This is a genomic window from Sphingomonas horti, assembly GCF_009753715.1.
Classification (GTDB): domain Bacteria; phylum Pseudomonadota; class Alphaproteobacteria; order Sphingomonadales; family Sphingomonadaceae; genus Sphingomonas_B; species Sphingomonas_B horti.
The window spans coordinates 252,655-278,191 of sequence record NZ_WQMS01000013.1 but is presented as its reverse complement, the minus strand read 5'-3'; the positions used below and the strand labels follow the sequence as shown (position 1 = coordinate 278,191).

At 67.2% G+C, this 25,537-nt stretch carries 26 protein-coding genes and 1 pseudogene; 19 read left to right on the top strand and 8 right to left on the bottom strand.

What is annotated here, in order from left to right:
• The first annotated feature begins 18 nt into the window (after nt 1–18).
• Nucleotides 19–648, top strand: a complete 630-nt coding sequence (locus tag GON01_RS10935; RefSeq protein ID WP_157027391.1) for a LuxR C-terminal-related transcriptional regulator — start codon at nt 19–21, stop codon at nt 646–648.
• Here GON01_RS10935 and GON01_RS10930 read toward each other — a convergent pair.
• From GON01_RS10930 to GON01_RS10920, 3 genes are all read right to left on the bottom strand, one after another.
• On the bottom strand, nt 629–1,837 hold the full coding sequence (locus GON01_RS10930) for an HD-GYP domain-containing protein (RefSeq protein WP_309503528.1): 1,209 nt from the start codon (nt 1,835–1,837) through the stop codon (nt 629–631). The genes GON01_RS10935 and GON01_RS10930 overlap by 20 nt on opposite strands.
• Before the next feature lie 81 nt (nt 1,838–1,918).
• Nucleotides 1,919–2,236, bottom strand: a complete 318-nt coding sequence (locus GON01_RS10925; protein ID WP_157027542.1) for a PilZ domain-containing protein — start codon at nt 2,234–2,236, stop codon at nt 1,919–1,921.
• A 72-nt stretch (nt 2,237–2,308) separates the two neighbouring features.
• Complete coding sequence (locus GON01_RS10920; protein ID WP_157027389.1) at nt 2,309–3,829, bottom strand: M20/M25/M40 family metallo-hydrolase; 1,521 nt, start codon at nt 3,827–3,829, stop codon at nt 2,309–2,311.
• A 458-nt stretch (nt 3,830–4,287) separates the two neighbouring features.
• Here GON01_RS10920 and GON01_RS10915 point away from each other — a divergent pair, with 458 nt between their 5' ends.
• Both GON01_RS10915 and GON01_RS10910 read left to right on the top strand, forming a co-directional pair.
• A complete protein-coding gene (locus GON01_RS10915) occupies nt 4,288–5,289 on the top strand; it encodes a trypsin-like serine peptidase (protein WP_198159840.1) in 1,002 nt (333 codons plus the stop codon).
• Between the two features lie 22 nt (nt 5,290–5,311).
• Entirely contained in the window at nt 5,312–5,563 is a 252-nt protein-coding gene (locus tag GON01_RS10910) for a hypothetical protein (protein WP_157027388.1), read from the top strand.
• 20 nt (nt 5,564–5,583) lie between these two features.
• On the opposite strand, the gene GON01_RS10905 is transcribed toward GON01_RS10910, so the two are convergent.
• A complete protein-coding gene (locus GON01_RS10905) occupies nt 5,584–5,760 on the bottom strand; it encodes a hypothetical protein (RefSeq protein WP_157027387.1) in 177 nt (58 codons plus the stop codon).
• Nucleotides 5,761–5,821: 61 nt separating this feature from the next.
• Here GON01_RS10905 and pgi point away from each other — a divergent pair, with 61 nt between their 5' ends.
• From pgi to GON01_RS17000, 5 genes and pseudogenes are all read left to right on the top strand, one after another.
• Nucleotides 5,822–7,303, top strand: a complete 1,482-nt coding sequence (pgi, locus tag GON01_RS10900) for a glucose-6-phosphate isomerase (RefSeq protein WP_157027386.1) — start codon at nt 5,822–5,824, stop codon at nt 7,301–7,303.
• A gap of 2 nt (nt 7,304–7,305) precedes the next feature.
• On the top strand, nt 7,306–8,100 hold the full coding sequence (locus GON01_RS10895) for an aspartyl protease family protein (RefSeq protein WP_198159839.1): 795 nt from the start codon (nt 7,306–7,308) through the stop codon (nt 8,098–8,100).
• 10 nt (nt 8,101–8,110) lie between these two features.
• Nucleotides 8,111–9,454, top strand: a complete 1,344-nt coding sequence (gene gorA, locus GON01_RS10890; protein WP_157027384.1) for a glutathione-disulfide reductase — start codon at nt 8,111–8,113, stop codon at nt 9,452–9,454.
• Between the two features lie 35 nt (nt 9,455–9,489).
• Nucleotides 9,490–9,699 (top strand): type II toxin-antitoxin system ParD family antitoxin, encoded by a 210-nt coding sequence (locus tag GON01_RS10885; RefSeq protein WP_198159838.1) that lies wholly within the window; start codon nt 9,490–9,492, stop codon nt 9,697–9,699.
• A gap of 27 nt (nt 9,700–9,726) precedes the next feature.
• A pseudogene (locus GON01_RS17000) lies at nt 9,727–10,017 on the top strand (type II toxin-antitoxin system RelE/ParE family toxin).
• A 5-nt stretch (nt 10,018–10,022) separates the two neighbouring features.
• Here the strand turns inward: GON01_RS17000 and GON01_RS10870 are convergent.
• On the bottom strand, nt 10,023–10,991 hold the full coding sequence (locus GON01_RS10870; RefSeq protein WP_157027381.1) for a 2OG-Fe(II) oxygenase: 969 nt from the start codon (nt 10,989–10,991) through the stop codon (nt 10,023–10,025).
• A 216-nt stretch (nt 10,992–11,207) separates the two neighbouring features.
• Here GON01_RS10870 and GON01_RS10865 point away from each other — a divergent pair, with 216 nt between their 5' ends.
• Both GON01_RS10865 and GON01_RS10860 read left to right on the top strand, forming a co-directional pair.
• The gene (locus GON01_RS10865) at nt 11,208–11,474 is read left to right on the top strand and encodes a hypothetical protein (protein WP_157027380.1); all 267 of its coding nucleotides are present in this window, start codon (nt 11,208–11,210) and stop codon (nt 11,472–11,474) included.
• A gap of 76 nt (nt 11,475–11,550) precedes the next feature.
• Nucleotides 11,551–13,074 (top strand): L,D-transpeptidase family protein, encoded by a 1,524-nt coding sequence (locus tag GON01_RS10860; RefSeq protein WP_232328780.1) that lies wholly within the window; start codon nt 11,551–11,553, stop codon nt 13,072–13,074.
• 36 nt (nt 13,075–13,110) lie between these two features.
• On the opposite strand, the gene GON01_RS10855 is transcribed toward GON01_RS10860, so the two are convergent.
• From GON01_RS10855 to acs, 3 genes are all read right to left on the bottom strand, one after another.
• The gene (locus GON01_RS10855; protein ID WP_157027379.1) at nt 13,111–13,767 is read right to left on the bottom strand and encodes a PEPxxWA-CTERM sorting domain-containing protein; all 657 of its coding nucleotides are present in this window, start codon (nt 13,765–13,767) and stop codon (nt 13,111–13,113) included.
• A 70-nt stretch (nt 13,768–13,837) separates the two neighbouring features.
• Complete coding sequence (locus GON01_RS10850) at nt 13,838–14,932, bottom strand: AI-2E family transporter (protein WP_309503478.1); 1,095 nt, start codon at nt 14,930–14,932, stop codon at nt 13,838–13,840.
• Entirely contained in the window at nt 14,929–16,869 is a 1,941-nt protein-coding gene (gene acs / locus GON01_RS10845; RefSeq protein ID WP_157027378.1) for an acetate--CoA ligase, read from the bottom strand. Before acs ends, GON01_RS10850 begins: the two co-directional genes overlap by 4 nt.
• Nucleotides 16,870–16,991: 122 nt before the next feature.
• On the opposite strand from acs, the gene GON01_RS10840 reads away from it, so the two are divergent.
• The 9 genes from GON01_RS10840 (at nt 16,992) to GON01_RS10800 (ending at nt 25,530) form a co-directional block, all read left to right on the top strand.
• A complete protein-coding gene (locus tag GON01_RS10840) occupies nt 16,992–18,008 on the top strand; it encodes an NAD-dependent epimerase/dehydratase family protein (RefSeq protein WP_157027377.1) in 1,017 nt (338 codons plus the stop codon).
• A gap of 58 nt (nt 18,009–18,066) precedes the next feature.
• Nucleotides 18,067–19,593 carry an acyl-CoA carboxylase subunit beta gene (locus GON01_RS10835; RefSeq protein WP_157027376.1) on the top strand — a complete coding sequence of 509 codons (1,527 nt, stop codon included), beginning with the start codon at nt 18,067–18,069 and terminating at the stop codon, nt 19,591–19,593.
• Nucleotides 19,594–19,606: 13 nt separating this feature from the next.
• Entirely contained in the window at nt 19,607–19,918 is a 312-nt protein-coding gene (locus tag GON01_RS10830; protein WP_157027375.1) for a hypothetical protein, read from the top strand.
• A gap of 1 nt (nt 19,919) precedes the next feature.
• Nucleotides 19,920–20,342 (top strand): methylmalonyl-CoA epimerase, encoded by a 423-nt coding sequence (gene mce / locus GON01_RS10825; protein WP_157027374.1) that lies wholly within the window; start codon nt 19,920–19,922, stop codon nt 20,340–20,342.
• Nucleotides 20,343–20,497: 155 nt separating this feature from the next.
• On the top strand, nt 20,498–21,286 hold the full coding sequence (locus GON01_RS10820; RefSeq protein ID WP_157027373.1) for an enoyl-CoA hydratase-related protein: 789 nt from the start codon (nt 20,498–20,500) through the stop codon (nt 21,284–21,286).
• 113 nt (nt 21,287–21,399) lie between these two features.
• Nucleotides 21,400–23,742 carry a methylmalonyl-CoA mutase gene (gene scpA, locus GON01_RS10815; protein ID WP_157027372.1) on the top strand — a complete coding sequence of 781 codons (2,343 nt, stop codon included), beginning with the start codon at nt 21,400–21,402 and terminating at the stop codon, nt 23,740–23,742.
• On the top strand, nt 23,739–24,176 hold the full coding sequence (locus GON01_RS10810; RefSeq protein ID WP_157027371.1) for a hypothetical protein: 438 nt from the start codon (nt 23,739–23,741) through the stop codon (nt 24,174–24,176). The genes scpA and GON01_RS10810 overlap by 4 nt, the downstream gene beginning before the upstream one ends.
• 8 nt (nt 24,177–24,184) lie before the next feature.
• Nucleotides 24,185–25,246 (top strand): biotin synthase BioB, encoded by a 1,062-nt coding sequence (bioB, locus tag GON01_RS10805; RefSeq protein ID WP_157027538.1) that lies wholly within the window; start codon nt 24,185–24,187, stop codon nt 25,244–25,246.
• On the top strand, nt 25,243–25,530 hold the full coding sequence (locus GON01_RS10800) for a hypothetical protein (protein WP_198159837.1): 288 nt from the start codon (nt 25,243–25,245) through the stop codon (nt 25,528–25,530). The genes bioB and GON01_RS10800 overlap by 4 nt, the downstream gene beginning before the upstream one ends.
• Nucleotides 25,531–25,537: the final 7 nt, after the last annotated feature.

The following is a 25,537-nucleotide window of genomic DNA, read 5'->3' as shown; positions in this document are numbered from 1 at the left end:
CTCGGTTAGCCTCCATTTATGACGCAGAGAGGCCGTCCGCCGCACGATGACGTGCTCACTCCCGCCGAGTGGCGCGTGATGGAGCTCGTGCGGCACGGGCTGACCAACCGCGCGATCGCGGCGCGCATGGGGACCAGCGCCGACGCGGTCAAGTTCCACGTCGCCAACATATTGGTGAAGCTGGGGCTGCCGAGCCGGATGGAGCTTCGCCACTGGACCGGCATCCGGCGCGGCGCTGCGCTCGGGCGTCAATCGCATGATCCGGAGAAGGAGGTCAGGATGGGACCGATCGGACAGATTTCCCGCCAGGTGCGCGACATCGCCGCCGCGCGCCGATGGTATGGTGAGGTGCTGGGGCTGCCGCACCTCTATTCGTTCGGCGACCTCGCCTTCTTCGACTGTGGCGGCGTGCGCCTGTTCCTGTCGCAGTCGGAGCAGGCGGGCGACGGGGAGTCGATCCTCTATTTCCGCGTCGACGATATCCGCCAAAGCCACGCCGTGCTCGCCGGCGCCGGGGCCGAGTTCCTGAACGCGCCGCACATGGTGCACCGGCACGAGGACGGGACCGAGGAGTGGATGGCCTTTTTCAAGGACAATGAAGGACGGCCGCTGGCGCTGATGGCTCAGGTCAGGAGCGGACCCGCCTGATCAGCTTCGTCCGCTGCGCCTCCCAATTCTCGACGCTCAGCGACTCCGAGCTTTCCATGCCGACGATTTCGTCCCCGTCCCACTCGAGCCGCCGCGCTTCCGGGTTGTTTTCGTCGGGCATAGAATAGAGCGGCGGCCGCGTCGGGTCCTCGGGGTTCTCGCCGATCACGACCGCGGCGCGGCCGGATTTCAGCCGCACCAGGGCGCCGACCGGGTAGATGCCGACGCTACGGACGAAGATTTCGAACATCTCCGGGTCGAAATGCCCCGTCCATTCGCGCATCCGCGCGACCGTCTCGGTCGGCGTCCAGGGCCGCTTATAGGCCCGCTCTGACGTGACCGCGTCATAGACGTCGCACAGCGCCGACATGCGCGCGAACAGGCTGAGCCGGTCGCCTTCCAGCCCGTCCGGATAGCCCTGGCCGTCGAAGCGCTCGTGATGGCGCAGGCACACCTCCAGCGCGTTGTGCGACACGCCGCTGCTTTTCGCCAGCAGCTCGTGCCCGCGCAGCGGGTGGGTTTTGATGACGTCGAATTCCTCCTCGCTGAGCTCGCCGGGCTTGTCGAGGATCTCGAGCGGCATCAGCGCCTTGCCGATATCGTGCAGCAGCCCGGCCATTCCCGCGTCGCGCACCGCAGCCTCGCTGAAGCGCAGCTCGCGCGCCAGGTTGATCATCAGCGCGCACACAGCGATCGAGTGAAGATAGGTATATTCGTGGCGGGTCTTCAGCTGCGCGATGCTGATGAAGGCGCGGGGATTCTCGTCGATCGAGCTGGTGATCTCGTCGACCATCGGCACCAGCTTTTCGGCCTTGATCGCCTTGCCGAGCCGGACATCCGCATACATGGCGCTGACGGCGCGCTTCGACTTGCCGAATACGCGAGCCGCGCGGCCGTAGCTGCTGCCGAAGTTTTGCGCGGGCGCGGCGACGACGGGCTGCGGGCGCCACACCGCCGCGGCGGGACGCGCCGGCGGCTGCCAGTCAGCTGCTTTGCGCGGGGCGGGCGGCTGGTCCGGCGCCACGCCCAGCGTGTCGTCGATCAGCACCGCGTCAACGGCGCTCTCGCGGACCCGGATCAGGTCCTTCTCTTTCTCGATGACGAAGCGAGTGCGCCAGAAGGGATGATCCAGCCACGATCCGTCAAAGCCCTGGATGTACATCCCGAGCTGGACTTGTTCAGGCGCGATGCGTCTCAGTCCGATGACGTGCCTCCCCTATTCGACCCGGAATGTCGCAATAGCGGGTTAGCAACCCGTAAACGCCACCGGTCAGCGCGCTTCCTTCATCAGCGTGGCGAGCAGCTCCAGATAGGAAGCGAGGTCGATCATGCGCGCGAACTGGCAGCCGATGCGGCCGCCCAGCGACCAGCGCACTTCCGCCTTCACTTCGCCGACGACCGGCAGCCGGATCGACAGCGTCTGGCCGATCGCGACCTCCGTCTCCGCGCGGGCCATGAAGCCGTTCGCGGAGATGTTGACGACCTGCGCCGGAAAGCTGCCGAGCCCGGCGACGGTCGCGCGGGTGCGGTAGAAGACTTCGTCACGCTCGCTCTGGCGTCTTTCGGGCTGAACTCGGGCGGCCAACATGGACAAGGCTTGTATCGGCCAAGCGTTAACCGGCCGCCCAGAAACAGGCTTAACGAAACCCTGCCTTCCTTCCTAAGCCTTTGAAGATGCGAGGGAGTAGAGAAAATCGACATAGCTCATCGTCGCCGCGTCGAATCCGGCGATCTTCGGATTCGTCGGCTCGATCAGGTAATATTCGTCGGGTGCATGGGCGCCGCTGCCATGCCCCAGGCCGAAATGCCCGGCGGGCAGGCCGATCGGCGCGCTGGTGAAGACATAGCCGGGCCAGGAGCCCGCGAGCCGCGGATTGAGCGTCGGCGTGATCCCGAGCTTCTGGTAGGTCGCGAGCTCGGTGCGGATCAGCATGCTGTCCTCGGCCGTCTCGGTCGGGTCGTAGCCGCCGGAGACGTTGACCTGGATATCGCCAAAGCCGCGCTTCGCCAGATGCGCCTTCAGCTTGGCCACGCAATCGTCGCGGGTCTGGTTCGGCGCCAGGCGGAAGTCCATCTTGGCGACGCCCTTGTGCGGCAGGATCGTCTTGCCGCCGGGGCCGGTATAGCCGGCGACCAGCCCCTCGATATTCGCGGTCGGAGCCGCCGCGAGCCGCTCGTTCGCGGCCAGCCATTCGAGGTCGCCGATCCAGTGCTTGACGCCCAGCGCCTTCATCATGTCCGCTTCGCTCGACGCGCGGGCATCGGCCGCGATCAGCGCCTTCTCGCGGGCGCTCAAGGGACGGACATGCTCGTCCCAGCCGTCGATCATGACCGTGTTGCCGTCGGGCGAGACCAATGTCTTCATCGCCTCGACCAGCCGCCAGACCGGGCTGTCGATCATCGCCTTCAGCGAGGAGTGCACGTCCTTGGCCGGGCCGCGACCCCAGGCGGCGCCGCTCGCGATCAACTCGCATTCGATCACGCCCTTCGCGCCCAGGTTGACGGTGACTTCGCCGTCCGGACCCTGGCTGTTGAACGGCATGAAGACGCAGGGCGTTGCCTTCAGCCGCGCCGCGATATCGGGCCGGCGCACGATCTCGTGGAAATGGGGCGAGCCGATCTCCTCCTCGCCTTCCGCGACCAGCACCAGGTTGACCGGCAGCTTGCGCCCGGCAGCGCGGATCGCGTGCAGCGCGGCGAGGAACGTCGCTTCCGGTCCCTTCTGGTTGGTGGCGCCCCGGCCGACGATCGCGCGGCCCATGCCGGGCTTGTCGACGATCCGTGCCTCCAGCGGCGGCGAGCTCCACTCGGCGGGGTCGAACTGCTTGACGTCGTACATGAAATAGAGGCCGATCGTCCTCGGCGCCCCGGCGTCCAGCGTCGCGAACACGCCCGGATGGCCGGAGGTCTGGACGATCTCGGCGGTATGAAAGCCCGCGTCCTTGGCCAGCGCCGCCATATATTCGGCGCCTTTCTGCATGTCACGATTCTCGGCGGCGATCGAGGGCAGGGCGATCCAGTCCTGCAGCCGCTTGATCGCCGCGTCATGGCCCTTCTCGATCGCGGCGCGGATCGCCTTGGCATCGCCCGATTGCGCCAAGGCCGACGCCGGCGACAGCAACGCCGCCCCGGCGGCCGCACCCTGCAACAGCGCCCGCCGATCGAAATGAGCCTCGTTCATCCTGCCCTCCCATTGTGTCCTCGGCCAAGGCTAGAGCGCGATTCGCGCGACGTCCATCGCGCCGGCGGCTGCCGAAAGGCGCGAAAGGTTAGGAAGGTTCGGCGCGCGGAAAAAATCCTGTCGATCAATGCAGCCGGATTGATCGATTGAGTCGATGAGAGGGCGTAGGCAAGAAACATAACGGGAACATGGCTAGCATGGCGGGCGCGATGTAGGACAGGATTTTCGCGCCAGCCTTTTCGGGTGCGAGGCGAAACGCGATCTGGCGCGTCCATTGTGTTGATCCAGATTATTCCGTGGCGAATTGCTCTGAATCCGAGCCGCGACTTGTGGTATCAGAGGCGTCCCGGGTCTGCGTGAAGCCGGCATAATCCGTTTGTTCAACGACGGGTATGCGCCACGCGTATCATCCGGTCGCTGCGCGCGGTCCGCATACCCTTACTGGGAAGGACAACGCCATGAACAGGACCCTCAAAGGCCAGGGATTTGACCCCCTGCAGCCAGCCGAAGCCTCCGACCCCGGCCCGATCTCGATCGACCTGCCCGATCCGTCCGCCGGGACCGCCCCGCTTCCCGCCGAAACCGAATATGAGATCGTCGGCGGCATCAACCAGAACATCAAGGAGCCCGATACGGAGGCGTCCAACGCGGCGTCCGAGTCGATGCTCGTCGACACCGCGTGGGAGATGGGCGATCCCGGCAGCGCGATGGGCGCAGCCGAGGAATTCGCGCCGGTCGACGCGATCTTCGGAAGCTATCCGGACCTGATGGACAACGCCCTGGCCGAGGTGGTGATCGGCCCGGACAACCGCGTCCGCGTTCAGAATACCGCGATCTATCCGTGGCGGGCGATCTGCGGGCTGCGCATCCTGGCAGCCAACGGCGCCCGCTATATCGGCACCGGCTGGCTGATCGGGCCGAGGACCGTCATCACCGCCGGCCACTGCGTGTTCCTGCACGACGCTGGCGGCTGGGCGCGGTCGATCGAGGTGATCCCCGGGCTCAACGACGCGACCCGGCCGTTCGGCAGCCATACCGGCACCGCGCTCCGGAGCGTCACCGGCTGGACGCAGAGCAAGAATCGCGACCACGACTACGGCGCGATCATCCTGCCGCCCGATCACCGGCCGGGAGCGCAGACCGGCACCTTCGGCTTCGCCGTTCGCGACGACGCGTTCCTGCGCAACGCGGCGCTGAACCTCAGCGGATATCCCGGCGACAAGGGCGGATCGCAGCAATGGTTCCACGCGCAAAAGGCCAAGTCGCTCTCGTCGCGGGTGATCACCTATGAAATCGACACGGCCGGCGGCCAGAGCGGATCGCCGGTCTGGGTGCTGCAGAACGGCCAGCGCTATGCCGTCGGCATCCACACCAACGGCGCCAGCTCCGGCAATTCGGCGACGCGGATCGTGACGCCCGTGTTCAACAACATGCAGAACTGGAAGAACCAGGGCGCCTGAACATCATCCCGGACCAGGCGAGATGACGAGGATCGTTTTCCGCGATCGAAGCGGGAAGCCCGTCGCCGGGGCGGTGGTGGCGATCACCACCGCCCCGGCGGAAATGGCCGATATCGGCTATGTGACGGACAATGAAGGCGCGATCGCGCTCAGCATTCCCGCTCCCGGCAGCTACGGCTTCGTGCTGACCGGCGCCAATGGCGGCCGCATGATCGCCAGCAAGCGGCTGGCGGCGGAAGGCGAGGTCGACGTGACCGCGCATGCCATGGGGTAGGGACGGGCGGCTGCCGCGGCTCAATTGTCGCCGTGGCCGCGTTCCTTCTCGACATGCTCCGGGATCGTGCCGTGGCGCGCATTGCCGGCTGCCGGCAGCGGATGCCCACGCTGTTTCGCGTCGGCAGGACGCTTTGCGGGCCGCAGCTCCGTCTCGTCGCGGCCGACGATGATGTCGGGATCATTCTCCTTGGCCATGCCGCACCTCCTTGCATGAGCGGTTCGCGCCTCTAGAAGCGCGGCGCGAGGAGATTTGTTCATGACCTGGCCCGTCGAACCCGAGCGGCAGACGCTGTCGCAGCTATTCGCGTCGGACCCGCAGCGCGTCGACCGGCTGACGCTGGAGGCGGCCGGTATCTATTTCGACTGGTCGAAGACCCACCTGACCGGCGATCTGGTGAACCAATTCGTGCAGCTGGCGGAGGCGCGCGGATTGCCGGCCGCGCGCGATGCGCTGTTCGGCGGCAAGACCGTCAACACCAGCGAAGGCCGCGCCGCGGAGCACACCGCCGAGCGCGGCGAAGGCGCGCCGGAGAGCGTCGCCCGGGCGCGGGCGCTGCACAACCGCATGCGCGCGCTGATCGACGCGATCGAGGCCGGCGCGCTGGGCGACGTCCGGCACGTGCTGCACATCGGCATCGGCGGCTCTGCACTGGGGCCGGACCTGCTGATCGACGCGCTCGGCCGCGATGCCGGGCGCTATGACGTGGCCGTCGTCTCGAACGTCGACGGCACGGCGCTGGAGGAAGCGACCCGTCGCTTCGACCCGAACGCGACCCTGCTGGTGATCGCATCGAAGACCTTCACCACCAGCGAGACGATGTTGAACGCTGCCAGCGCGCTCGCCTGGATGGCGGAAGCCGGGGTCGAGGACCCTTATGGCCGCGTCGTCGCGCTGACCGCGTCGCCCGACAAGGCGATGGAATGGGGCGTCGACGAAACGCGCATCCTGCCCTTCGCCGAGAGCGTCGGCGGCCGTTATTCCCTCTGGTCCTCTATCGGCTTTCCGGTCGCGCTCGCGCTCGGCTGGGACGCGTTCGAAAGCCTGCTCGAAGGCGCGGCGGAGATGGACCGCCATTTCCGCTTCGCCGAGACGGCGCGCAATGCCCCGCTGCTCGCCGCCTTCGCCGATCTCTATTACACGCAGCTGCGCGGCTGCGAGACGCGGGCGGTGTTCGCCTATGACGAGCGGCTGCGGCTGCTGCCCTCCTATCTCCAGCAGCTGGAGATGGAGTCGAACGGCAAGCGGGTGGCGCCGTCGGGCGAGGCCATCGCCTGGCCGACCGCGCCGATCACCTGGGGCGGCGTCGGCACCGACGCGCAGCACGCCGTGTTCCAGCTGCTCCACCAGGGCACGCGGCTGGTGCCCGTCGAGTTCGTCGCCGCGGTCGAAGCCGGCGACCATCAGGACGAGGCGCACCACCAGGCGCTGCTGACCAATTGCTTCGCGCAAGGGGCGGCGCTGATGGCAGGCAAGGCCAGCGACGATCCGCAGCGCGCCTATCCGGGCGACCGGCCCTCCTCGACCATCCTGCTCGACAGCGTCGATCCCGCGAGCCTGGGCGCGCTGATCGCGTTCTACGAGCACCGCACGTTCGCGAATGCCGTGCTGCTGGGCATCAACCCGTTCGATCAATTCGGGGTGGAACTGGGCAAGCAGATCGCCAAGTCGATCGAGCAGGAAGGCACCGAAGGCTTCGATCCCTCGACACGGGCGCTGATCGCGCGGGCATTCGCATGATCGTGTCGCTTGCGCTTGCCGCGGCGCTGACGGTGCGCGGCGACCGGCTTTTCATTCCGGCGCGGATCAACGGCGTCGAGACCGAGGCCGTGCTCGATTCGGCCGCGGAAGTGACGGTCCTCGACGATGAATTCGCGGCGCGGGCCGGGGTTGGCGAAGGCGAGACGGTAACCGCGCGCGGCTCCGGCGCCGGCAAGGCGAAGGCGCAACTCGTCGAAGGTGTCCGCGTCGAGACGCTTGGCGTGACGCTGCCGGACGTGACGGCAGCGGTGATGGACCTGGACGATGTCGGCGCGCGCCTGTTCGGCCACAGGCTGGACGCCATCGTCGGCCGCGAGCTGTTCGACGCGCGCCGGCTCGCGATCGACATCGAACGCGGGACGATCCGCACGCTGCCGGCAAGCGCGAAACCGAAGGGCGTGCGGCTGACGCTGCGCACCTTCCACGGCAACGAGACGGTGCCGGTCTCGATCGAAGGCAAGGCGCCGATCCGCGCGGAATTCGACCTCGGCAACGGCTCAGACATGCTGATCGGCAAAGCCTATGCTGCGCGCGCCGGCCTGCTCGACCGCGAGCATGCGCATCAGGAAGGCGGCGGGATCGGCGGCGCGGTGAAGCGGCGGGTGGTGACGCTGAAGCAGGTGCGCATCGCCGGCGTCACGTTCCGCAACGTGCGCGCCGCGATCGACGAGCAGCCGAACGCGGCCGACGCCAATGTGGGCGTCAAGCTGCTCCGCCGCTTTCGCATCGTGACCGATTTCCCGCACAAGGCGGTGTGGCTGGAACCCCGGCGGTAAAGGACGAGACATGGCAGATTTCGACTATGACCTGTTCGTGATCGGCGGCGGATCGGGCGGCGTGCGGGCGGCGCGCGTGGCCGCCGCGCACGGCGCCCGGGTCGCGCTGGCGGAAGAGCACAAGGTCGGCGGCACCTGCGTGATCCGCGGCTGCGTGCCGAAGAAATTGCTCGTTTATGGCGCGCATTTCGCGGAGGACCTGGCCGATGCGCGCCGCTTCGGCTGGGACGTGCCGCAATGCGCGTTCGACTGGCCGACGCTGCGCGACAACGTGCTCGCCGAAGTGGAGCGGCTGAACCAGGCCTATACGACGACACTGAACAGCAACAATGTCGAGATCGTGCTGGAGCGCGCGACCGTGGCCGGGCCGCATGCGGTCAGGCTCGCCGGCGGCCGCGAGGTCAGCGCTCGCATCATCCTGATCGCGACCGGCGCCTGGCCGGTCGTGCCGGACGTTCCCGGCGCCGAGCACGGCATCACCTCCAACGAGGTGTTTCACCTGGAAAACCTGCCGCGGCGGGTGCTGATCGCGGGCGGCGGCTATATCGCGAACGAGTTCGCCGGGATTTTCCACCAGCTCGGCTCCGACGTCACCCTGGTCAACCGCACCGACGTGATCCTGCGCGGCTATGACGAGAGCGTGCGCGACCGGCTGCTGCAGATCTCGATGACCAAGGGAATCAGGTTCCAGTTCAACTCCCGCTTCGAACGGATCGAGAAGAGCGGGGATGGGCTGCGCGTCAGCTTCGACAGCTGCGAGCCGCTCGAGGTGGACCTGGTGCTGTTCGCCATCGGCCGCGCGCCGCACACCAAGGGGCTGGGCCTGGAGGAAGCGGGCGTGTCGCTGGACGCCAAGGGCGCGGTGGTCGTCGACGACGACAGCCGATCGAGCGTCGACAGCATCTATGCGGTCGGCGACGTCACCAACCGCGTGCAGCTGACGCCGGTCGCGATCCGCGAGGGCCAGGCCTTTGCCGACACGGTGTTCGGCAACAAGCCGTGGCGGGTCGACTATCACTGCATCCCCTCGGCCGTGTTCAGCCATCCGCCGCTCGCCGGCGTCGGCCTGACCGAGAGCCAGGCGCGGCAGAAATACGGCGCGGTGCGCGTCTATTCGTCGGATTTCCGGCCGATGAAGAACGTCCTCGCCAACCGCGGCGAGCGCGCGCTCTACAAGATGGTGTGCGAGGCGGAGACGGACCGCATCCTCGGGCTGCACATGATCGGCCCCGACGCGCCCGAGATCCTCCAGGCCGCGGCGGTCGCGGTCAAGGCCGGCCTCGACAAGAAGGCGTTCGACGACACCGTCGCCCTCCATCCCAGCATGGCCGAGGAATTGGTGCTGCTGCGATAGCGTGCCATATTGCGCGAAATTGTAGGAGCTCTGCCATGGCCCAGATCAACGTCTCGCTGCCCGACGGTCTGAAGAAATGGGTCGACGACCAGGTCGCCACCGGCCGCTACAGCAGCGCCAGCGATTATATCCGGGAGATACTACGAGCCGACGAAGACCGTGCGGCTCGACTCGCCTGGGCAGGCGGAAATCGACAAAGGCAGAGCGTCCGGAGTGGGGCAGGACTACAAGGAGTTCTTTGCTGAACTTCGGGCTGCCCGATCTGTCGCCGCATGACTCAGCTGACCATTCTACCAGACGCGCGAGAGGATCTCCGCGCGATCGACCATTACAGCATTGAGGAGTTCGGTCCATCGGTTGCCGATGACTATGTGAATCGCATCGAGCGCGCGCTCGACCGGTTGTTCGACTGTCCGTAGTCCGGTCCCCTCTATCCCGGCATTCGCCCGCCGGTGCGTTACCTGAGCGTGGGGAGTCATCACCTGTTCTATGATTTCGACGGGCAGACCATCACGATACTGCGAGTCCTGCATCAGGCGATGGTGCCAGACGATTGGCTCTAACCAATCTAGGCGATCCAGCGCGTTTCCCTGATCCATTTCGTGCAGAGATATTTCACGCCGCCGCCGACCGGCATGCCGGCGTGCTTGGACAGCGGATCGACGGTGCGGTCGGGCAGTGCGCTGGTGAAGAGCAGCGCGTCGCCCTTGCGGCCTTTCACGCTGAGGCCGATCTCCGGGAAGGCCGTCTCCCCGCCCTTATAGTCGTGGTTCAGATAGACGAGCACGGTCTTGAACCGCTGGTTGTGGCCGGAGCGGACGAAGTCGAAATGCGGCTTATATTCCTGCCCGGGCCTGTAGCGCAGGATCAGCGTCGCCTCGCCCTGTTCATAGGTCGTGCCGCTGGCGGCCGCCAGCCGGCGGTTGAGCGCGTGGACGGCAGGGTCCTCGATCATCCAGTGGATCGTCGCCCCGTCGGACGTGCGGATCGGGTCGCGCACCTCCCGGCCCATCGCGTCGTTAACCACCGACGGCATATAGTCCGGCTCGGCGAGCTGGCGCAGATAGTCGCACTCGGCGGCGGTGAAGAGCCGCTCGATCCGCCGTACGTCCGGCCGTTCGCTGAGCGTCTCGGCGGGGGGCAGGCGGGCGGGATCGCCCGCGTCGGTCAGCGCCATCTTCTCGATCAGCGCGAGCGCCAGCTTGCGCCTGGCATCGCCTCGCGCCTCTGACCGGAGCCGGGCCAGCGCCCCTTGCCAGTCGCGCGGCCCGGCGACGCCGTTCGCCAGAAGGTTGGTCGTGATCTCGCCCGATTGCTTGTGGCCGAGCGCCGCCGCGCGCCGGTAGAGCTCGCGAGCGGCCGGAGGATCCTGCGGGACCAGGCCGCCGCGCCATTTCATTTCCGCCAGCATCGCCATTGCCTGCGGGTGATTCTGCGCCGCCATTTGGGTGACGATCAGCACTGCCTCGGCATTGCGGCCGGCGACGGAGAGCTGCACCGCCTGCTGCAGCATCGGGTGGAGGGGTGTCTTCGCCATCGTTCGTCGGGAAACTCGTGTCGGCTGGCTTCCTTGGCAGGCTTTGGTTCCGATCTCCAGCCTCAAGCGCACCCCGGCGTCGCGCGATCGATCCGCGGACTGGCGCCGGCGATGCACGGCCCGCCGTTACTCCCAAGGAACGAGATCGCGGCCGTGACGTTCGCCCAATGCGGACCGCCGCCGTCGTTGCGGCGCCGCTGTTCCGGGAGACAAAGAATGAGGGTCATAAGCATAGCTCTGCTGCTCGCCGCTGCCGGCGGCGGCCTGACTGCCTGCGCCAATCACGACGAGGTCGCGGTGGCGCCGGCGCCGCCGGTCGGGCCGGGCGCAATTCTGGGCACCACCGCCGCGGATCGCGACGGAGACGGCATCGTCGATGGCTATTACACCAGGGACGGCATGTACGTGGCGTTCCAGGCGCCGCCATGCCCGCCGCCGCCGGCTCCGCCGCCGCCCGCGCCTTCGGGAGAACGCGGCATCTAAACCGTTGAGCGAGCGTTGTTCCCTTCGCGAAGGGGCGACGCTCGCTTGCCCTGCGAAAAGGCGGAGTACCGATACGTTGCAGAACAGGGTTTGCGGCGCATTCCTGGCCGCACTGATGCTGGGCGCCACGCCCGTCGCCGTGTCGGCCCAGCCGGCGCCCGACGCGGTCGCGCTTGCGATCAAGGCCGATGCTGGCGGCAAGCTGAAGGCGGTGTACGCCGCGCGCGGCTTCTGGCCGCTTTGGGTCAGGGACGGCGCGCTCTCGCCGGCCGCCGACACGCTGATCGGCTATCTGGAAACCGCCGATCTCGATGGGCTGGAGCCGCGCGACTATGACGTGCGGGAAGTCCGCGCCGCGGTCGAGCGCGCGCGCGGCGGGACCGCCGACGATCTGGCGAAGGCGGAGCTGGCGCTGTCGCAGGCCTTCGCGCGATATGTGCGCGACGTGCGCCGGGCGCCGAACGCCAAGATCCGCTATCTCGACGAAGAGCTCGTCCCGAAAAAACTGAGCGAGGCGGAGGCGCTGCGCGGCGCCAACCTGGCCAAGGATATCGGCGCCTATGTGGCGCAGATGGGCTGGATGGACCCAACCTATGCAAGCCTGCGCGGCGCGCTGGCCGATCGACGCGCGCGCTGGGACCGGCTGCCCCCGGTCGATATCCCCGCAGGGGCGCTGATCAAGCAGGGCGCGAGAGGCGAGCGCGTGCGCCTGCTCCGCGACCGTCTCGGCCTGCCGCCCGGCGACCGGTTCGACAAGCCGCTCGGCGCCGAGGTCGCCGCGTTCCAGGCGGCGCATGGGCTGAAGCCGGACGGCGTCGCGGGAGCCGCCACCGTGGCGGCGCTGAACCGCAGCCCCGCCGCCTATGACCGCATCCTGGCGCTCAACCTCGACCGGGCGCGGGTGCTTCCCGGGCCCGAGGTGCGGCACATCACCGTCAATACCGCGGCCCAGCAACTCGTCTATTATGACGACGGGATGGAAGCGGGCCGGATGAAGGTGGTCGTCGGCAAGCCGAGCGAGCAGACGCCGCTGCTGGCGGGCATGGTGCGCTATGCCATCCTGAACCCCTATTGGAATGTCCCGCCCGACCTGGTGCAGCGCAAGGCGGAATCCGGCGCGCTGACCGGTGCGTCGATGCACCGGCTGGGCTTTGAGGCGCTGTCCGACTGGAGCGCGCGGCCGCAGCTTCTCGATCCGTCCGCGATCGACTGGAAGGCCGTCGCCTCGGGCGCGGAGCAGCTGCGCGTGCGCCAGCTGCCCGGCCCCTCTAACGCGATGGGGAAGGTCAAGTTCATGTTCCCCAACGATCTGGGCATCTATCTGCACGACACGCCGGAGCGGGTGCTGTTCACGAAAAACCCGCGCTATTTCAGCTCCGGCTGCGTCCGGCTGGAAGACGCCGAGCGCCTTGGCGCCTGGTTGTTCGGCAAGCCGCTGATAGCCGAGAGCGACGCGCCCGAGCAGAACGTGCCGCTTCCGCATCCAGTGCCGGTCTATCTGACCTATTTGACCGCGCAGGCGAGCGACGGCCGCGTCCTTTACCTGGACGACGCCTATGGCCGCGACGGCCTCGATACGCGGCAGGTCGCGAGCCGGTGACGGCGCCGCCGTGCGGACCGGCGGCGCCGTGGGCGGTCAGGCGAAGCTGAGGGTCCGGCGGCGGCGCAGCGCCGCGCCGGCGAGGCCGAAGCCGCCCAGCATCAGTGCCCAGGTCGCCGGTTCCGGAACCGCGGCATTGCCGGTCAGGGTGAAGGCCAGGTCCGCGGTCAGGCGCGAACGGCTGCCGAAGAAGTCCTGGTAAGCGACGCCGTCGCCATTGCTTCCGGTCGCCCAGCCCCATTGCGGCGGAAAGGCGACGTCGGGAACGATCGACAGCCAATATTGCGTCCCCGCCGCGGCCGCGAAGTTGACCGCGACGCTGTAGGTGCAGATCGTCGAAACGCAGCTTTCGCCGCCATTACCGGGAATGGAAGCAGTCGCCAGCGAGCTGCCGGGCTGGCCGGCATTGTCGGCGTAGAAATTGAGCGTAAAGGACGTGATGTTTCCGACCGTCGGCGGGTTGAAATAGCCGCCCGTGAAGCTGACGCCGGTCACCGTGCTGGCGCCGCCGAGCGTGAAATTGTCATAGACGGTGGCGAAGTTGCCGTTGCCGCCGCCGGTATCGTTCTGGCTCGCGATCAGAGCGCCCGAGCCGTCATATGGCTGATCGTACAGCGTCGCCGCGCTGGTGGCAGCCGACAGCGTCATCGCCGAAGACAAAGTGACCGCTTTCAGTAAAGCACCCTTGGTCATGGCAGTCCCCCTTCAGAGCGAGCGGCCCCACCGCTCGCGACAAAAGACTACGCCTGTAGCAATCGCGGCTCTAGTGAATTCGGCCGGGCGAGTCCCGATACGGGACAGGGGGATCGGCTTCCGGCGCGGCGACCAGCTCGCGCCACAGCAGGATCAGCGCGGCCATCACCGCCGGGCCGATGAACAAGCCCAGCAGGCCGAATGCCTCGACGCCGCCCAGGATGCCGATCAGCACCCACAGGAAGGGCAGGCGAGTCGCGCCGCCGATCAGCACCGGCCGGACGAAATGATCGGCGATGAAAACCACGACGACGCCGATCACCACTATGGCGATCGCGGCGCCGACCGCGCCCTGACCCAGCAGCACCAGCGCGACGCCGCCGATCACCAGCACCACGGCAAAGGGGATCATCGCCGCAACGGCGGTCAGCGCGCCCATCAGGACGGGATGGGGCACCCCGGCAGCGATATAGGCGACCGCCATCAGCGCGCCTTCGCCGATACCGACCAGCACCAGCCCGTCGATCGTGCCGCGGACGGAGCGGATCATCTGCTCGCCGATGCGCTCGCCCGCCGGCCCGAACAGCCGGTCGCCGGCGCGCCTGGCCTGCGCGGCGATGCCGTCCTGATGGCGCAGCATGAAGAAGAAGGCGAGCAGCGTGAAGGCGAACACCACGGCCTTGCGCACAAGGTGGGTGCCGATGATGCGGGAGCGGGCGATCACGTCGGGATCGGTCAAGTGGCCGAGCTGGCGCCGGGCGGCCTCGGCGCTGCCGAGATTGCTTGCCCACCAGTCGTCGAGCGCCTTGTGCGGGAAGGGAAGGCCGGCGGCCCAGCCGGGCTCTGGGATGCCATAGGCGCGGGCGGAGGCGAGCCACAGCGCCAGGTCGTGCGCCTCGCGTGCCGCGCGGACGATGCCGAGCGCGAGCGGGACCAGCACCGCCAGGCCGATCGCAGCGGTGAACAGCAGGGGCAGCCACACCGCCTTGCCCGCCGGCCAGCGCGCCTCCGCCCGCGCATAGACGGGCGCGACCGCGATCGCGAGCACGATCGCCCAGAGCAGGGCCGGCACGAACGGCAGCGCTACCCATAGCCCGATCAGCGCCAGCGCGACCACCAGGGCGATGCGGAGCACCCGCTGGGCCGTGCCGGCGCCGTCGATCACGACACCCGGTTGGCGACCAGGTCGTCGACCACGGCGGGGTCGGCCAGGGTCGAGATGTCGCCCAGGTTCGACACGTCGCCCTCGGCGATCTTGCGGAGGATGCGGCGCATGATCTTGCCGCTGCGCGTCTTGGGCAGGCCGGGCGCGAACTGGATCGCGTCAGGCGTGGCGATCGGGCCGATTTCGGTCCGCACCCATTTGCCGAGCGCGCCGCGCAGATCGTCGCCCGGCTCCTCGCCGGCGTTCAGCGTCACATAGGCATAGATGCCCTGGCCCTTGATCTCATGCGGCATGCCGACCACCGCCGCTTCCGCGACCTTGGGGTGCAGGACCAGCGCGCTTTCGATCTCCGCCGTGCCCATCCGGTGCCCGGACACGTTCAGCACGTCGTCGACGCGGCCGGTGATCCAGTAATAGCCGTCCTCGTCCCGCCGCGCTCCGTCGCCGGTGAAATATTTGCCTGGATAGGTCGAGAAATAGGTCTGGAAGAAGCGGCCGTGATCGCCCCAGACGGTGCGCATCTGCCCCGGCCAGCTTTTCGCGATGACGAGATTGCCCTCGGCCGCGCCCTGCAGCACATTGCCGTCGCCATCGACGATCTGCGGGTCGATGCCCGGCATCGGCTTGGTCGCGGAGCCGGGCTTCAGGTCGGTGGCGCCGGGCAGCGGCGCGATCATCGTGCCGCCGGTCTCCGTCTGCCACCAGGTGTCGATGATCGGGCAGCGGCCCTCTCCGACCACCTCGTGATACCAGCGCCACGCCTCGGGGTTGATCGGCTCGCCGACCGTGCCGAGCAGCTTCAACGAACCGCGGCTGGTGCGCTTCACCCAATCGTCGCCCTCGCGCATCAGCGCGCGCAGCGCGGTCGGTGCGGTATAGACGATCTCGACCCCGTGCTTGTCGACCACTTCCCAGATGCGGCTGGGCGTCGGCCAGTTCGGCACGCCTTCGTACATCATCGTCGTCGCGCCGTTCGCGAGGGGACCGTAGAGGATATAGCTGTGGCCGGTGACCCAGCCGATATCGGCCGCGCACCAGTAGATCGAGCCCGGCTGATAGTCGAACGTCAGCTCATGGGTCAGCGCGACCCAAACCAGATAGCCGCCGGTCGTGTGCAGCACGCCTTTGGGCTTGCCGGTCGAGCCGGAGGTGTAGAGGATGAACAGCGGATCCTCGGCGCCCATCGGCTCGCACGGGCAGTCGCCGTCCGCGTCGCGGGCGAGGTCGTGATACCAGGCGTCTCGCCCCGCTGTCATCGCGACGTCGCCGCCGGTCGCGCGGACGACCACGACTTTCTCCAGGCTCGGCGTGTGGACGGCGGCGGCGTCGACATTGGCCTTCAGCGGCACGCGCTTGCCGCCGCGGCGGCCTTCGTCGGCCGTGACGACGATCTTCGAATCGCAATCCTGGATGCGCCCGGCCAGCGCCTCGGGCGAGAAGCCGCCGAACACGACCGAATGGATCGCGCCGATCCGCGCGCAGGCAAGGATCGCGAACGCCGCTTCCGGGATCATCGGCAGGTAGATGGTGACGCGGTCGCCTTTCTGGACTCCCTGGCCCTTCAGCACATTGGCGAAGCGGCAGACCTCCGCGTGCAGCTCGCGATAGGTGAAGCGGCGCGCTTCCTCCGCGGGATCGTCCGGCTCCCACAGGATCGCGACCTGGTCCGGCCGTGTCTTCAAATGCCGGTCGATGCAGTTGGCGGCTGCGTTCAGCTTGCCGTCGGGGAACCAGCTGATCCGGAAATCTTCCTCGCGAAACGACCAGTCTCCGGCGATTTCCGGGCGCTTGATCCAGTCCAGCCGCCGCGCCTGCTCCAGCCAGAAGCTGCCTGGATCGGCGAGCGCGCGGCCGTAGAGCTGCGCGTACTTCTCGGCGTTCACCCGGGCCCGCTTTGCCCATTCCTGCGGCACCGGATACAGGTTCTTGTCGCTCATGCAGCACTCCCCTTGCCCAATCCTTAGTCCCAGCGAAGGCCGATGCAAGCCGGTGACGCCTTGACGCCGCCGCAAGCAGCCAGTAAGTTGCAAATCGAAACCTAAACGCCGGGGAGGCGGACATGGCGCGGGTGCTGGTGACGGGCGGCAGCGGCTATATCGCGGGCTTCGCGATCCGGCAGCTGGTCGAGGCGGGCTGGGAGGTGAACACCACGATCCGCTCGCTAGCGCGCGAGGCTGAGGTCCGCGAGTGGCTCGGCGTCGACAATGCCCGGCTCCGTTTCTTCGCCGCCGACCTGACCAGCGATCCCGGCTGGGCGGACGCGATGGAAGGCTGCAGCCATGTCGCCCATATCGCGTCGCCGATCCCGCCCGGCGCGCCGCGCCACGAGGACGAGCTGATCGTGCCGGCGCGGGAAGGGGCGCTCCGCGCGCTGCGCTTTGCCAAAGGGGCGGGGGTGAACCGCTTCGTGATGACCTCGTCGGTCGCCGCGATCGCCTACGGCCATTCGAAAGACCGGACCGAGTTCAGCGAGGCCGACTGGTCGAACCTCGATGATCCGCGCACCTATGCCTACCCCAAATCCAAGACCATTGCCGAGCGCGCGGCGCGGCAATGGGTGGCGGCGAAAGGGGGCGGGATCGAGTTCGTGACCGTCAATCCGGCGGCGGTGCTGGGCCCCGTGCTCGGCCGCGACTTCTCGCCCTCGATCGAGGCGGTGAAGAAGCTGCTCGAAGGCGCGATGCCGGGCGTGCCTGACCTGGGCTTCGGCATCGTCGACGTGCGCGACGTCGCCGACCTCCATGTCCGCTGCCTGACCGCCGACCATGTCGCGGGCGAGCGCTTCATCGCCTCGGGCCCGTTCCTGAAGCTGATCGATATCGCGCATATCCTGCGCGAGCGGCTCGGGCCGGAGGCACGGAAGGTCCCGACGCGGCGCATGCCCGATTTCCTGGTCCGCATCGTCGGACGGTTCATCCCCGAGCTCGGCCAGGTCGCGAGCGAGCTGGGGCGGGTGAAGATCAGCTCGTCGGTCCACGCGAAGGACCGGCTCGGCTGGGAACCGCGGCCGGTGGAGGAGACGATCGTCGAGACGGCGCGCAGCCTGATCGAGCGGGGCATTGTGAAGGTCTCCTAGGATTGGCGGCACACATCCCATTTGCCTTCCGCGCCAAAGCTTGGAATGACGCGGCGCCATGCAGACGATCCTCGAGGAACTGGAACGGCGCCGCGCCGCCGCGAAGACTGGCGGCGGGCAGAAGCGCATCGATGCGCAGCACGCCAAGGGCAAGCTCACCGCGCGCGAGCGGATCGAGGTGCTGCTCGACCAGGGCTCGTTCGAGGAGCTCGACATGTATGTCGAGCACAATTGCGTCGATTTTGGCATGGAGGAGCAGCGCATCCCCGGCGACGGCGTCGTCACCGGATCGGGCACGATCAACGGCCGGCTGGTCTTCGTGTTCAGCCAGGACTTCACCGTCTTCGGCGGCTCGCTGTCGGAACGGCACGCGCAGAAAATCTGCAAGATCATGGACATGGCGCTGAAGGTCGGCGCGCCGGTGATCGGCCTGAACGATTCGGGCGGCGCCCGCATCCAGGAAGGTGTCGCGAGCCTCGGCGGCTATGCCGAGGTGTTCCAGCGCAACGTGCTGGCGTCGGGCGTGGTGCCGCAGCTCAGCCTGATCATGGGCCCGTGCGCGGGCGGCGCGGTCTATTCGCCGGCGATGACGGACTTCATCTTCATGGTGAAGGACTCGTCCTACATGTTCGTGACCGGCCCGGACGTGGTGAAGACCGTCACCAACGAGGTCGTCACGCAGGAAGAGCTGGGCGGCGCGATCACCCACACCACCAAGTCGGGCGTGGCCGACGTCGCGTTCGAGAGCGACATCGACGCGCTGCTCGCCGCGCGCGACTTCATCGATTTCCTGCCGCTCTCCAACCGCGAGGAAGTGCCTGAGCGGCCGACCACCGATCCCTGGGACCGCACCGACGACAGCCTCGACACGCTGATCCCGGCCAGCGCCAACCAGCCCTATGACATGCACGAGCTGATCCGGAAGGTGGTCGACGAAGGCGATTTCTTCGAGCTGCAGCCGGCGCATGCGGGCAACATCATCATCGGCTTTGGACGGATCGAGGGGCGCACCGTCGGCATCGTCGCCAACCAGCCGATGGTGCTGGCCGGCGTCCTCGACATCAACTCATCGAAAAAGGCTGGCCGCTTCGTCCGCTTCTGCGACGCATTCGACATCCCGATCGTGACGTTCGTGGACGTACCCGGCTTCCTCCCCGGCGTCGCGCAGGAGCATAACGGCATCATCAAGCACGGCGCGAAATTGCTGTTCGCCTATGCCGAGGCGACCGTGCCCAAGATCACCGTGATCACGCGAAAAGCCTATGGCGGCGCCTACGACGTCATGGCGAGCAAGCATTTGCGCGGCGACCTCAATTACGCCTGGCCCACCGCCGAAATCGCCGTGATGGGCGCGAAAGGCGCGGTCGAGATCATCTTCCGTGGCAAGACGCCGGACGAAATCGCCGAACGCACCCGCGAGTACGAAGCGCGCTTCGCCAACCCCTTCGTGGCGGCCAGCAAGGGCTTCATCGACGAAGTGATCATGCCGCATTCGACGCGGCGGCGGATTGCGCTCGGGCTACGGAAGCTCAGGAACAAGCAGCTTGAGAATCCTTGGAAGAAGCATGACAACATCCCTCTCTAGGGGGAGGGGCAATATGAGGTTGCTAAAGACCTGGGTTTATCTTCTGCTCGTGTTTGCTCTGTGGGCGATCATTTGGGCAGAAGCAAAAATCCTCGCCGAAGCAAATGGCATCAGGCTCGGTGCCTTGCCAGCTTTCCTGATAGCGCTGCCGTTCCTCACGTGGATGATGGCAATATGGAAGAAGCGGAAGGCTCCGACGGGTGATCAAGTGATTGCCAAGTTGGAAGCGATCGCGTCCGACACGCGGCTGTCCGACAGCGTGCGTCAAGAGGCAGCCGGCCGGCTAAAAGAGCTGCGTGCTGCAAGTTCGCCCGCGGAGATTTGAAATGGAACTCGGCCGTCTGAATCATGTCGGGGTCGCCACCCCGTCGATTGAAAACTCCATCGCCTTCTATCGCGACGTGATGGGGGCGGAGGTGATCCGGGAGCCCTTCGACCTGCCGGCGCAAGGTGTGAAAGTGTGCTTCGTGGACACGCCGAACAGCCAGATCGAGCTGATCGAGCCTTTGGGCGAAAATTCGCCGATCCACGGCTTCCTCGCCAAGAACCCGGCGGGCGGGCAGCATCATGTCTGCTACGAAGTGCCGGACATCCACGAAGCCAAGGCCTGGTTCGAGGGCAAGGGCTGCAAGGTGCTCGGCGAGCCCAGGATCGGGGCGCACGGCACGCCGATCTTCTTCGTGCACCCGAAGGACATGGGCGGCGTGCTGACCGAGATCATGGAAACGCCGAAGGGCGGGGAGCACTGACCACCTCTCCCAAAAGGAGAGGTCGAGTCAGCGCGCGAGCGCTGACCGGGTGAGGGGGTAGCGCATTTCCGGATAAGTCCGGTCCCCTCACCCCGCTCGCGGCTTTGCCGCGAGTCGCCCTCTCCCTATGGGAGAGGGGTTGATAGGGAGGGACAATGTCGACTTTTGAGACTATCCGCACCCACCGCGACGGTGACCTGCTCGTCGTCACGCTGAACCGCCCCGAGCGGCTGAACGCCGCGCCGCCGGCGATGTTCGACGAAATCCGCGCGGCGATCGGTGCGCTGGAGGGTGTCCGCGCGGTACTGATCGCGGGCGAGGGGAGGGCGTTCTGCTCCGGCGCGGACCTGATGGGCGGGGCGCTCGCTCCGGGCGTTGACCCGGGCGAGGCGACGTACAAGGCGCTGACCGAGCATTACAGCCCGGCCATGCTCGCGCTGGCCGAGCTCGGCGTGCCGGTGGTGAGCTCCGTGCGCGGCGCGGCGGCGGGGATCGGCTGCTCCCTTGCTCTGGCGGCGGACTTCGTGGTCGCGAGCGAGACGGCCTATTTCCTCCAGGCGTTCGTCAATATCGGCCTGGTGCCGGACGGCGGCGCGAGCTGGATGCTGCCGCGCCTGATCGGCCGCGCCCGCGCGGCGGAAATGATGATGCTGGGCGAACGCGTGCCGGCGGAGAAAGCGCTGGACTGGGGCATGGTGCACAAGGTCGTGGCCGACGACGCGCTCGACGCCGAGGCGCTGGCGCTGGCGAAGCGCCTCGCCGCCGGGCCGACGCGGGCGCTCGGCGGGATACGGCGCAACCTGCACGCGGCGCTGGACGGTTCCTACGCGGAAGCGCTGCAGCGCGAAGCCGAGGTGCAGCGGGAGATGCGCGGGACCGCGGATTCGATGGAAGGCGGCATGGCGTTCCTCCAGAAGCGGAAGGCGGAGTTTCGGGGGCGGTGAGTTCCCCTCCCGCTTGCGGGAGGGGCTAGGGGAGGGCATGGGCCTTCTATGCTGACCGACAGGCCCTCCCCCGACCCCTCCCGCAAGCGGGAGGGGAGTGCTAGAGCGCCGCGATGACGAACAAACCCACAGTGACGGACTGGTCCGCCCTTGCCGCGAAGGAAGTGAAAGGCCGCGACCTTACCTGGCACACGCCGGAGGGGATCGACGTCAAGCCGCTCTACACGGCCGAAGACGCCCCCGACCCCGGCCTGCCCGGCTTCGCGCCGTTCACCCGCGGCGTGCGCGCGTCGATGTATGCCGGCCGCCCCTGGACGATCCGCCAGTATGCCGGCTTCTCCACCGCCGAGGAATCGAACGCCTTCTACCGCCGCAACCTCGCCGCCGGGCAGAAGGGGCTGTCGGTCGCCTTCGATCTCGCCACCCATCGCGGCTATGACAGCGATCATCCGCGCGTCACCGGCGATGTCGGCAAGGCGGGCGTCGCGATCGACACCGTCGAGGACATGAAGATCCTGTTCGACGGCATCCCGCTCGATCAGATGAGCGTGTCGATGACGATGAACGGCGCGGTCATCCCCGTGCTCGCCTTCTTCATCGTCGCGGCGGAAGAGCAGGGCGTCTCTCAGGACAAGCTGGACGGCACGATCCAGAACGACATCCTGAAAGAATTCATGGTGCGGAACACCTATATCTATCCGCCCGAACCGAGCATGCGGATCGTGTCCGACATCATCGGCTACACCTCGGCGCACATGCCGAAGTTCAACTCGATCTCGATCTCCGGCTATCACATTCAGGAGGCCGGCTCGACGATCGTGCAGGAGCTGGCGTTCACGCTTGCGGACGGCATGGCCTATGTCCGCGCGGCGCAGGAAAGCGGGCTCGATATCGACGCTTTTGCAGGCCGTTTGAGCTTCTTCTTCAATATCGGCATGAACTTCTTCATGGAGGTGGCGAAGCTGCGCGCCGCCCGCCTGCTCTGGCATCGCGCGATGACGATGCTGGGCGCGAAGCAGGAGCGATCGAAGATGCTTCGCACGCACTGTCAGACGTCGGGCGTGAGCTTGCAGGAGCAGGACCCTTACAACAATGTGATCCGCACCACGATCGAGGCGATGGCGGCGGTGCTGGGGGGCACGCAGAGCCTCCACACCAACGCGCTCGACGAAGCGATCGCGCTGCCCACCGACTTTTCGGCCCGGATCGCGCGCAACACGCAATTGGTGATTCAGGAGGAGACCGGCATCACGAAGGTCGTCGATCCGCTGGGCGGTAGCTACTACATCGAGGCGCTGACCAACGAGCTCGCCGAAAAGGCCTGGGAGATCATCGAGCGGGTCGAGGCAGAGGGCGGCATGGCCAAGGCAGTCGCCGCCGGCTGGCCCAAGGCGATGATCGAGGAAGCCGCCGCCGCCAAACAGGTGCGGGTCGATCGCGGCGAGGACGTGATCGTCGGCGTCAACAAGTACCGGCCTGCCGAAGCGTCCGAGATCGAGATTCTGGAGGTCGACAACCACCGCGTGAGGGACGCGCAGATCGCGCGGATCGAGCGCGTGAAGGCGGCGCGGGACGAGGCGATGTGTCAGGCGGCGCTTCAGGCGCTGCGGAAGGGTGCAGCAAATCCTCCCCTGCGGAACGCAGGGGAGGGGGTGTTCGGGCTTGCGGCCGCCCCCGGCGGCCGAAGATCGTGTCAGGGGGACACGATCTCGCCCGAACACTCGCCGCAGGCGAGTGGTGGAAGGGCCGACGCCAACGGCGTCGGTTTCACCGCCGCCGCCCCTCCACCGCCTTCGGCGGTCCCCCTCCCCGAGCAAGCTCGGGGAGGAATGGAGACCAACCTGCTCGCCCTCGCCGTCACTGCCGCCCGCGCCCGCGCCACGCTCGGCGAGATCAGCAAGGCAATGGAAGACGGCTTCGGCCGCTACGAAACCGTCCCCACGCCGGTGAAGGGCGTGTACGGCGCCGCCTACAAGGACGAAGACCGCTGGACCCAGGTCGTCGACGGCATCGCTGCCTTCGAGCGCCGCCGCGGCCGCAAGCCGCGCCTGCTGGTCGCCAAGATGGGCCAGGACGGGCATGATCGCGGCGCCAATGTCGTCGCATCCGCCTTCTCGGACATGGGGTTCGAGGTCGTCAGCGGGCCGCTGTTCCAGACGCCCGAGGAAACTTTGGTGCTGGCGCTGGAAAAGGACGTCGACGTGGTCGGCGCCTCCAGCCTCGCCGCCGGGCACAAGACGCTGATCCCGGAGCTGGTGCGGCTGCTGAAGGACGCCGGCCGCCCGGACATCCGCGTCATCGCCGGCGGCGTGATCCCGGCGCAGGACTATGACTACCTGCGCGAGGCCGGCGTCGCCGGCATCTACGGTCCCGGCACCAACATCGTAGACAGCGCGGCGGATGTACTGCGCCTGCTCGGCCACAACATGCCCCCGGTCGAGGAGGCTGCGGAGTGATCCTCTCTCTCTTGCTTGCTGGTGCGCAGCTCTCGGACGCCTTTGAACTTGCGCTGGACCGTTTCGACTCGGTTTGCGTCGCAGGAGTCGTGCAACGCCTGCCCTTCGATCATGGAGCCGACGACGGCCTGTTGTGGATAGAAGAGCCGGCTGTGGCTGTTTTTCCCGATGGTTCGTCGCGCCAGGTGGACCGGTGCGGGTTTCAAACCTCCGTGTCTGCTGCCCCTTTTGAATCCTATTCGAAGCGAGTTGCCGCCCGATTCCAGATGTCCGAATCGGTGCCGGTTAAAGGCGGCCGCGGCCGGTCGGCAGCCTGGTCGAAGCGATTGCCGGACGGTCGCTATCTAAACATCAGCCTCCGCTCGCCTGACGACCCGAAGCTCGTGAGCACGCTGACTCTTTCCCTGACGCGTATCGAAAAGGTTGCCGAGTGAGTGAAGTGTTGAATCGTGCTCCGGCGAAGGCCGGAGCCTCGGGGGGCGGTGACGCGGGGCTCCGGCCTTCGCCGGAGCACTGGGGGCGGACGGATTGGTCCCGTGAGGAGATCCGCGCCCTCTTCGCGCTCCCCTTCACCGAGCTCCTGTTCCGCGCCGCAACCGTCCACCGCGCGCACCACGCGCCGGACCAGATCCAGCTCTGCACCCTGCTCAGCATCAAGACCGGCGGCTGCCCGGAGGATTGCGGCTATTGCTCCCAGTCCGCCCACGCCGATAGCGGCGTCAAAGCCACCAGGCTGATGGACGTCCGCTCCGTCCTGCAAATGGCGGCGCAGGCGAAGGACGCGGGCTCGCAGCGCTTCTGCATGGGGGCGGCCTGGCGCAACCCCAAGGACAAGGACATGCCCGCCATCGTCGAGATGGTGAAAGGCGTCCGCGACATGGGGCTGGAGACCTGCATGACGCTGGGCATGCTGACGCCATCCCAGGCGCAGACGCTCGCCGATGCGGGCCTCGATTATTACAATCACAACATCGACACCTCGCCGGAGCGTTACGGCGAGGTCATCACCACGCGCAGCTTCGAGGATCGGCTCGACACGCTGGAGCATGTGCGCTCGGCCGGCATCAACGTCTGCTGCGGCGGCATCGTCGGCATGGGCGAGACGCGCGAGGACCGTGTCGGCTTCATCCACGCCCTCGCGACCCTGCCGCGCCACCCGGAAAGCGTGCCGGTCAACGCGCTGGTGCCGGTCAAGGGCACGGTGCTGGGTGACATGCTGGCCGACACGCCGCTCGCCAGGATCGACGACATCGAGTTCGTCCGCACCGTCGCCGTCGCCCGCATCACCATGCCGATGAGCATGGTCCGCCTGAGCGCGGGCCGCGAGAGCATGTCGGAAGCAACCCAAGCCCTCTGCTTCCTCGCCGGCGCGAACAGCATCTTCACCGGCGACAAGCTGCTGACGGCGCCGAATGCGGGGGACGACAAGGATGCTGTCCTACTCGCCAAACTCGGCCTGACGCCGCTGGAAGGGGAAGAACCGATGCGGGTGGCGGCGGAGTGAAGCCGATTTTAATCATGTTCGCAGCGGCCGGCTTGGCAGGCTGTAGTGAAAATCCGGATTGGAAAGGTTGGGTTTATCCTAACAAATCGGACCTGACCCGAGACATACCGATTGGTGCGTTTGCCACACTTGAAGAATGCCGAAACTCGGCTCGCCCATTGCTCGCCAACTTCAATCTCTACATAGGCGAGGAGAAAATCGAAGGCGACTATGAGTGTGGCTACCGGTGTAAAAAGGAGTCTGGCACCGGCGGATTGAATGTTTGCGAGCGTACCGAACGCTGAGGAAGCA

Bases quoted from the DNA above. Each gene is read 5' to 3' on its own strand.
- GON01_RS10925 (WP_157027542.1), bottom strand. From the start codon at position 2,236: ATGTTGGCCGCCCGAGTTCAGCCCGAAAGACGCCAGAGCGAGCGTGAC.
- mce (WP_157027374.1), top strand. From the start codon at position 19,920: ATGGAACTCGGCCGTCTGAATCATGTCGGGGTCGCCACCCCGTCGATT.
- GON01_RS10935 (WP_157027391.1), top strand. From the start codon at position 19: ATGACGCAGAGAGGCCGTCCGCCGCACGATGACGTGCTCACTCCCGCC.
- GON01_RS10835 (WP_157027376.1), top strand. From the start codon at position 18,067: ATGCAGACGATCCTCGAGGAACTGGAACGGCGCCGCGCCGCCGCGAAG.
- GON01_RS10885 (WP_198159838.1), top strand. From the start codon at position 9,490: ATGGCCCAGATCAACGTCTCGCTGCCCGACGGTCTGAAGAAATGGGTC.
- GON01_RS10865 (WP_157027380.1), top strand. From the start codon at position 11,208: ATGAGGGTCATAAGCATAGCTCTGCTGCTCGCCGCTGCCGGCGGCGGC.
- pgi (WP_157027386.1), top strand. From the start codon at position 5,822: ATGACCTGGCCCGTCGAACCCGAGCGGCAGACGCTGTCGCAGCTATTC.
- GON01_RS10840 (WP_157027377.1), top strand. From the start codon at position 16,992: ATGGCGCGGGTGCTGGTGACGGGCGGCAGCGGCTATATCGCGGGCTTC.
- GON01_RS10915 (WP_198159840.1), top strand. From the start codon at position 4,288: ATGAACAGGACCCTCAAAGGCCAGGGATTTGACCCCCTGCAGCCAGCC.
- GON01_RS10820 (WP_157027373.1), top strand. From the start codon at position 20,498: ATGTCGACTTTTGAGACTATCCGCACCCACCGCGACGGTGACCTGCTC.
- GON01_RS10920 (WP_157027389.1), bottom strand. From the start codon at position 3,829: ATGAACGAGGCTCATTTCGATCGGCGGGCGCTGTTGCAGGGTGCGGCC.
- GON01_RS10910 (WP_157027388.1), top strand. From the start codon at position 5,312: ATGACGAGGATCGTTTTCCGCGATCGAAGCGGGAAGCCCGTCGCCGGG.
- scpA (WP_157027372.1), top strand. From the start codon at position 21,400: ATGACGAACAAACCCACAGTGACGGACTGGTCCGCCCTTGCCGCGAAG.
- GON01_RS10870 (WP_157027381.1), bottom strand. From the start codon at position 10,991: ATGGCGAAGACACCCCTCCACCCGATGCTGCAGCAGGCGGTGCAGCTC.
- acs (WP_157027378.1), bottom strand. From the start codon at position 16,869: ATGAGCGACAAGAACCTGTATCCGGTGCCGCAGGAATGGGCAAAGCGG.
- GON01_RS10905 (WP_157027387.1), bottom strand. From the start codon at position 5,760: ATGGCCAAGGAGAATGATCCCGACATCATCGTCGGCCGCGACGAGACG.
- GON01_RS10830 (WP_157027375.1), top strand. From the start codon at position 19,607: ATGAGGTTGCTAAAGACCTGGGTTTATCTTCTGCTCGTGTTTGCTCTG.
- GON01_RS10855 (WP_157027379.1), bottom strand. From the start codon at position 13,767: ATGACCAAGGGTGCTTTACTGAAAGCGGTCACTTTGTCTTCGGCGATG.
- gorA (WP_157027384.1), top strand. From the start codon at position 8,111: ATGGCAGATTTCGACTATGACCTGTTCGTGATCGGCGGCGGATCGGGC.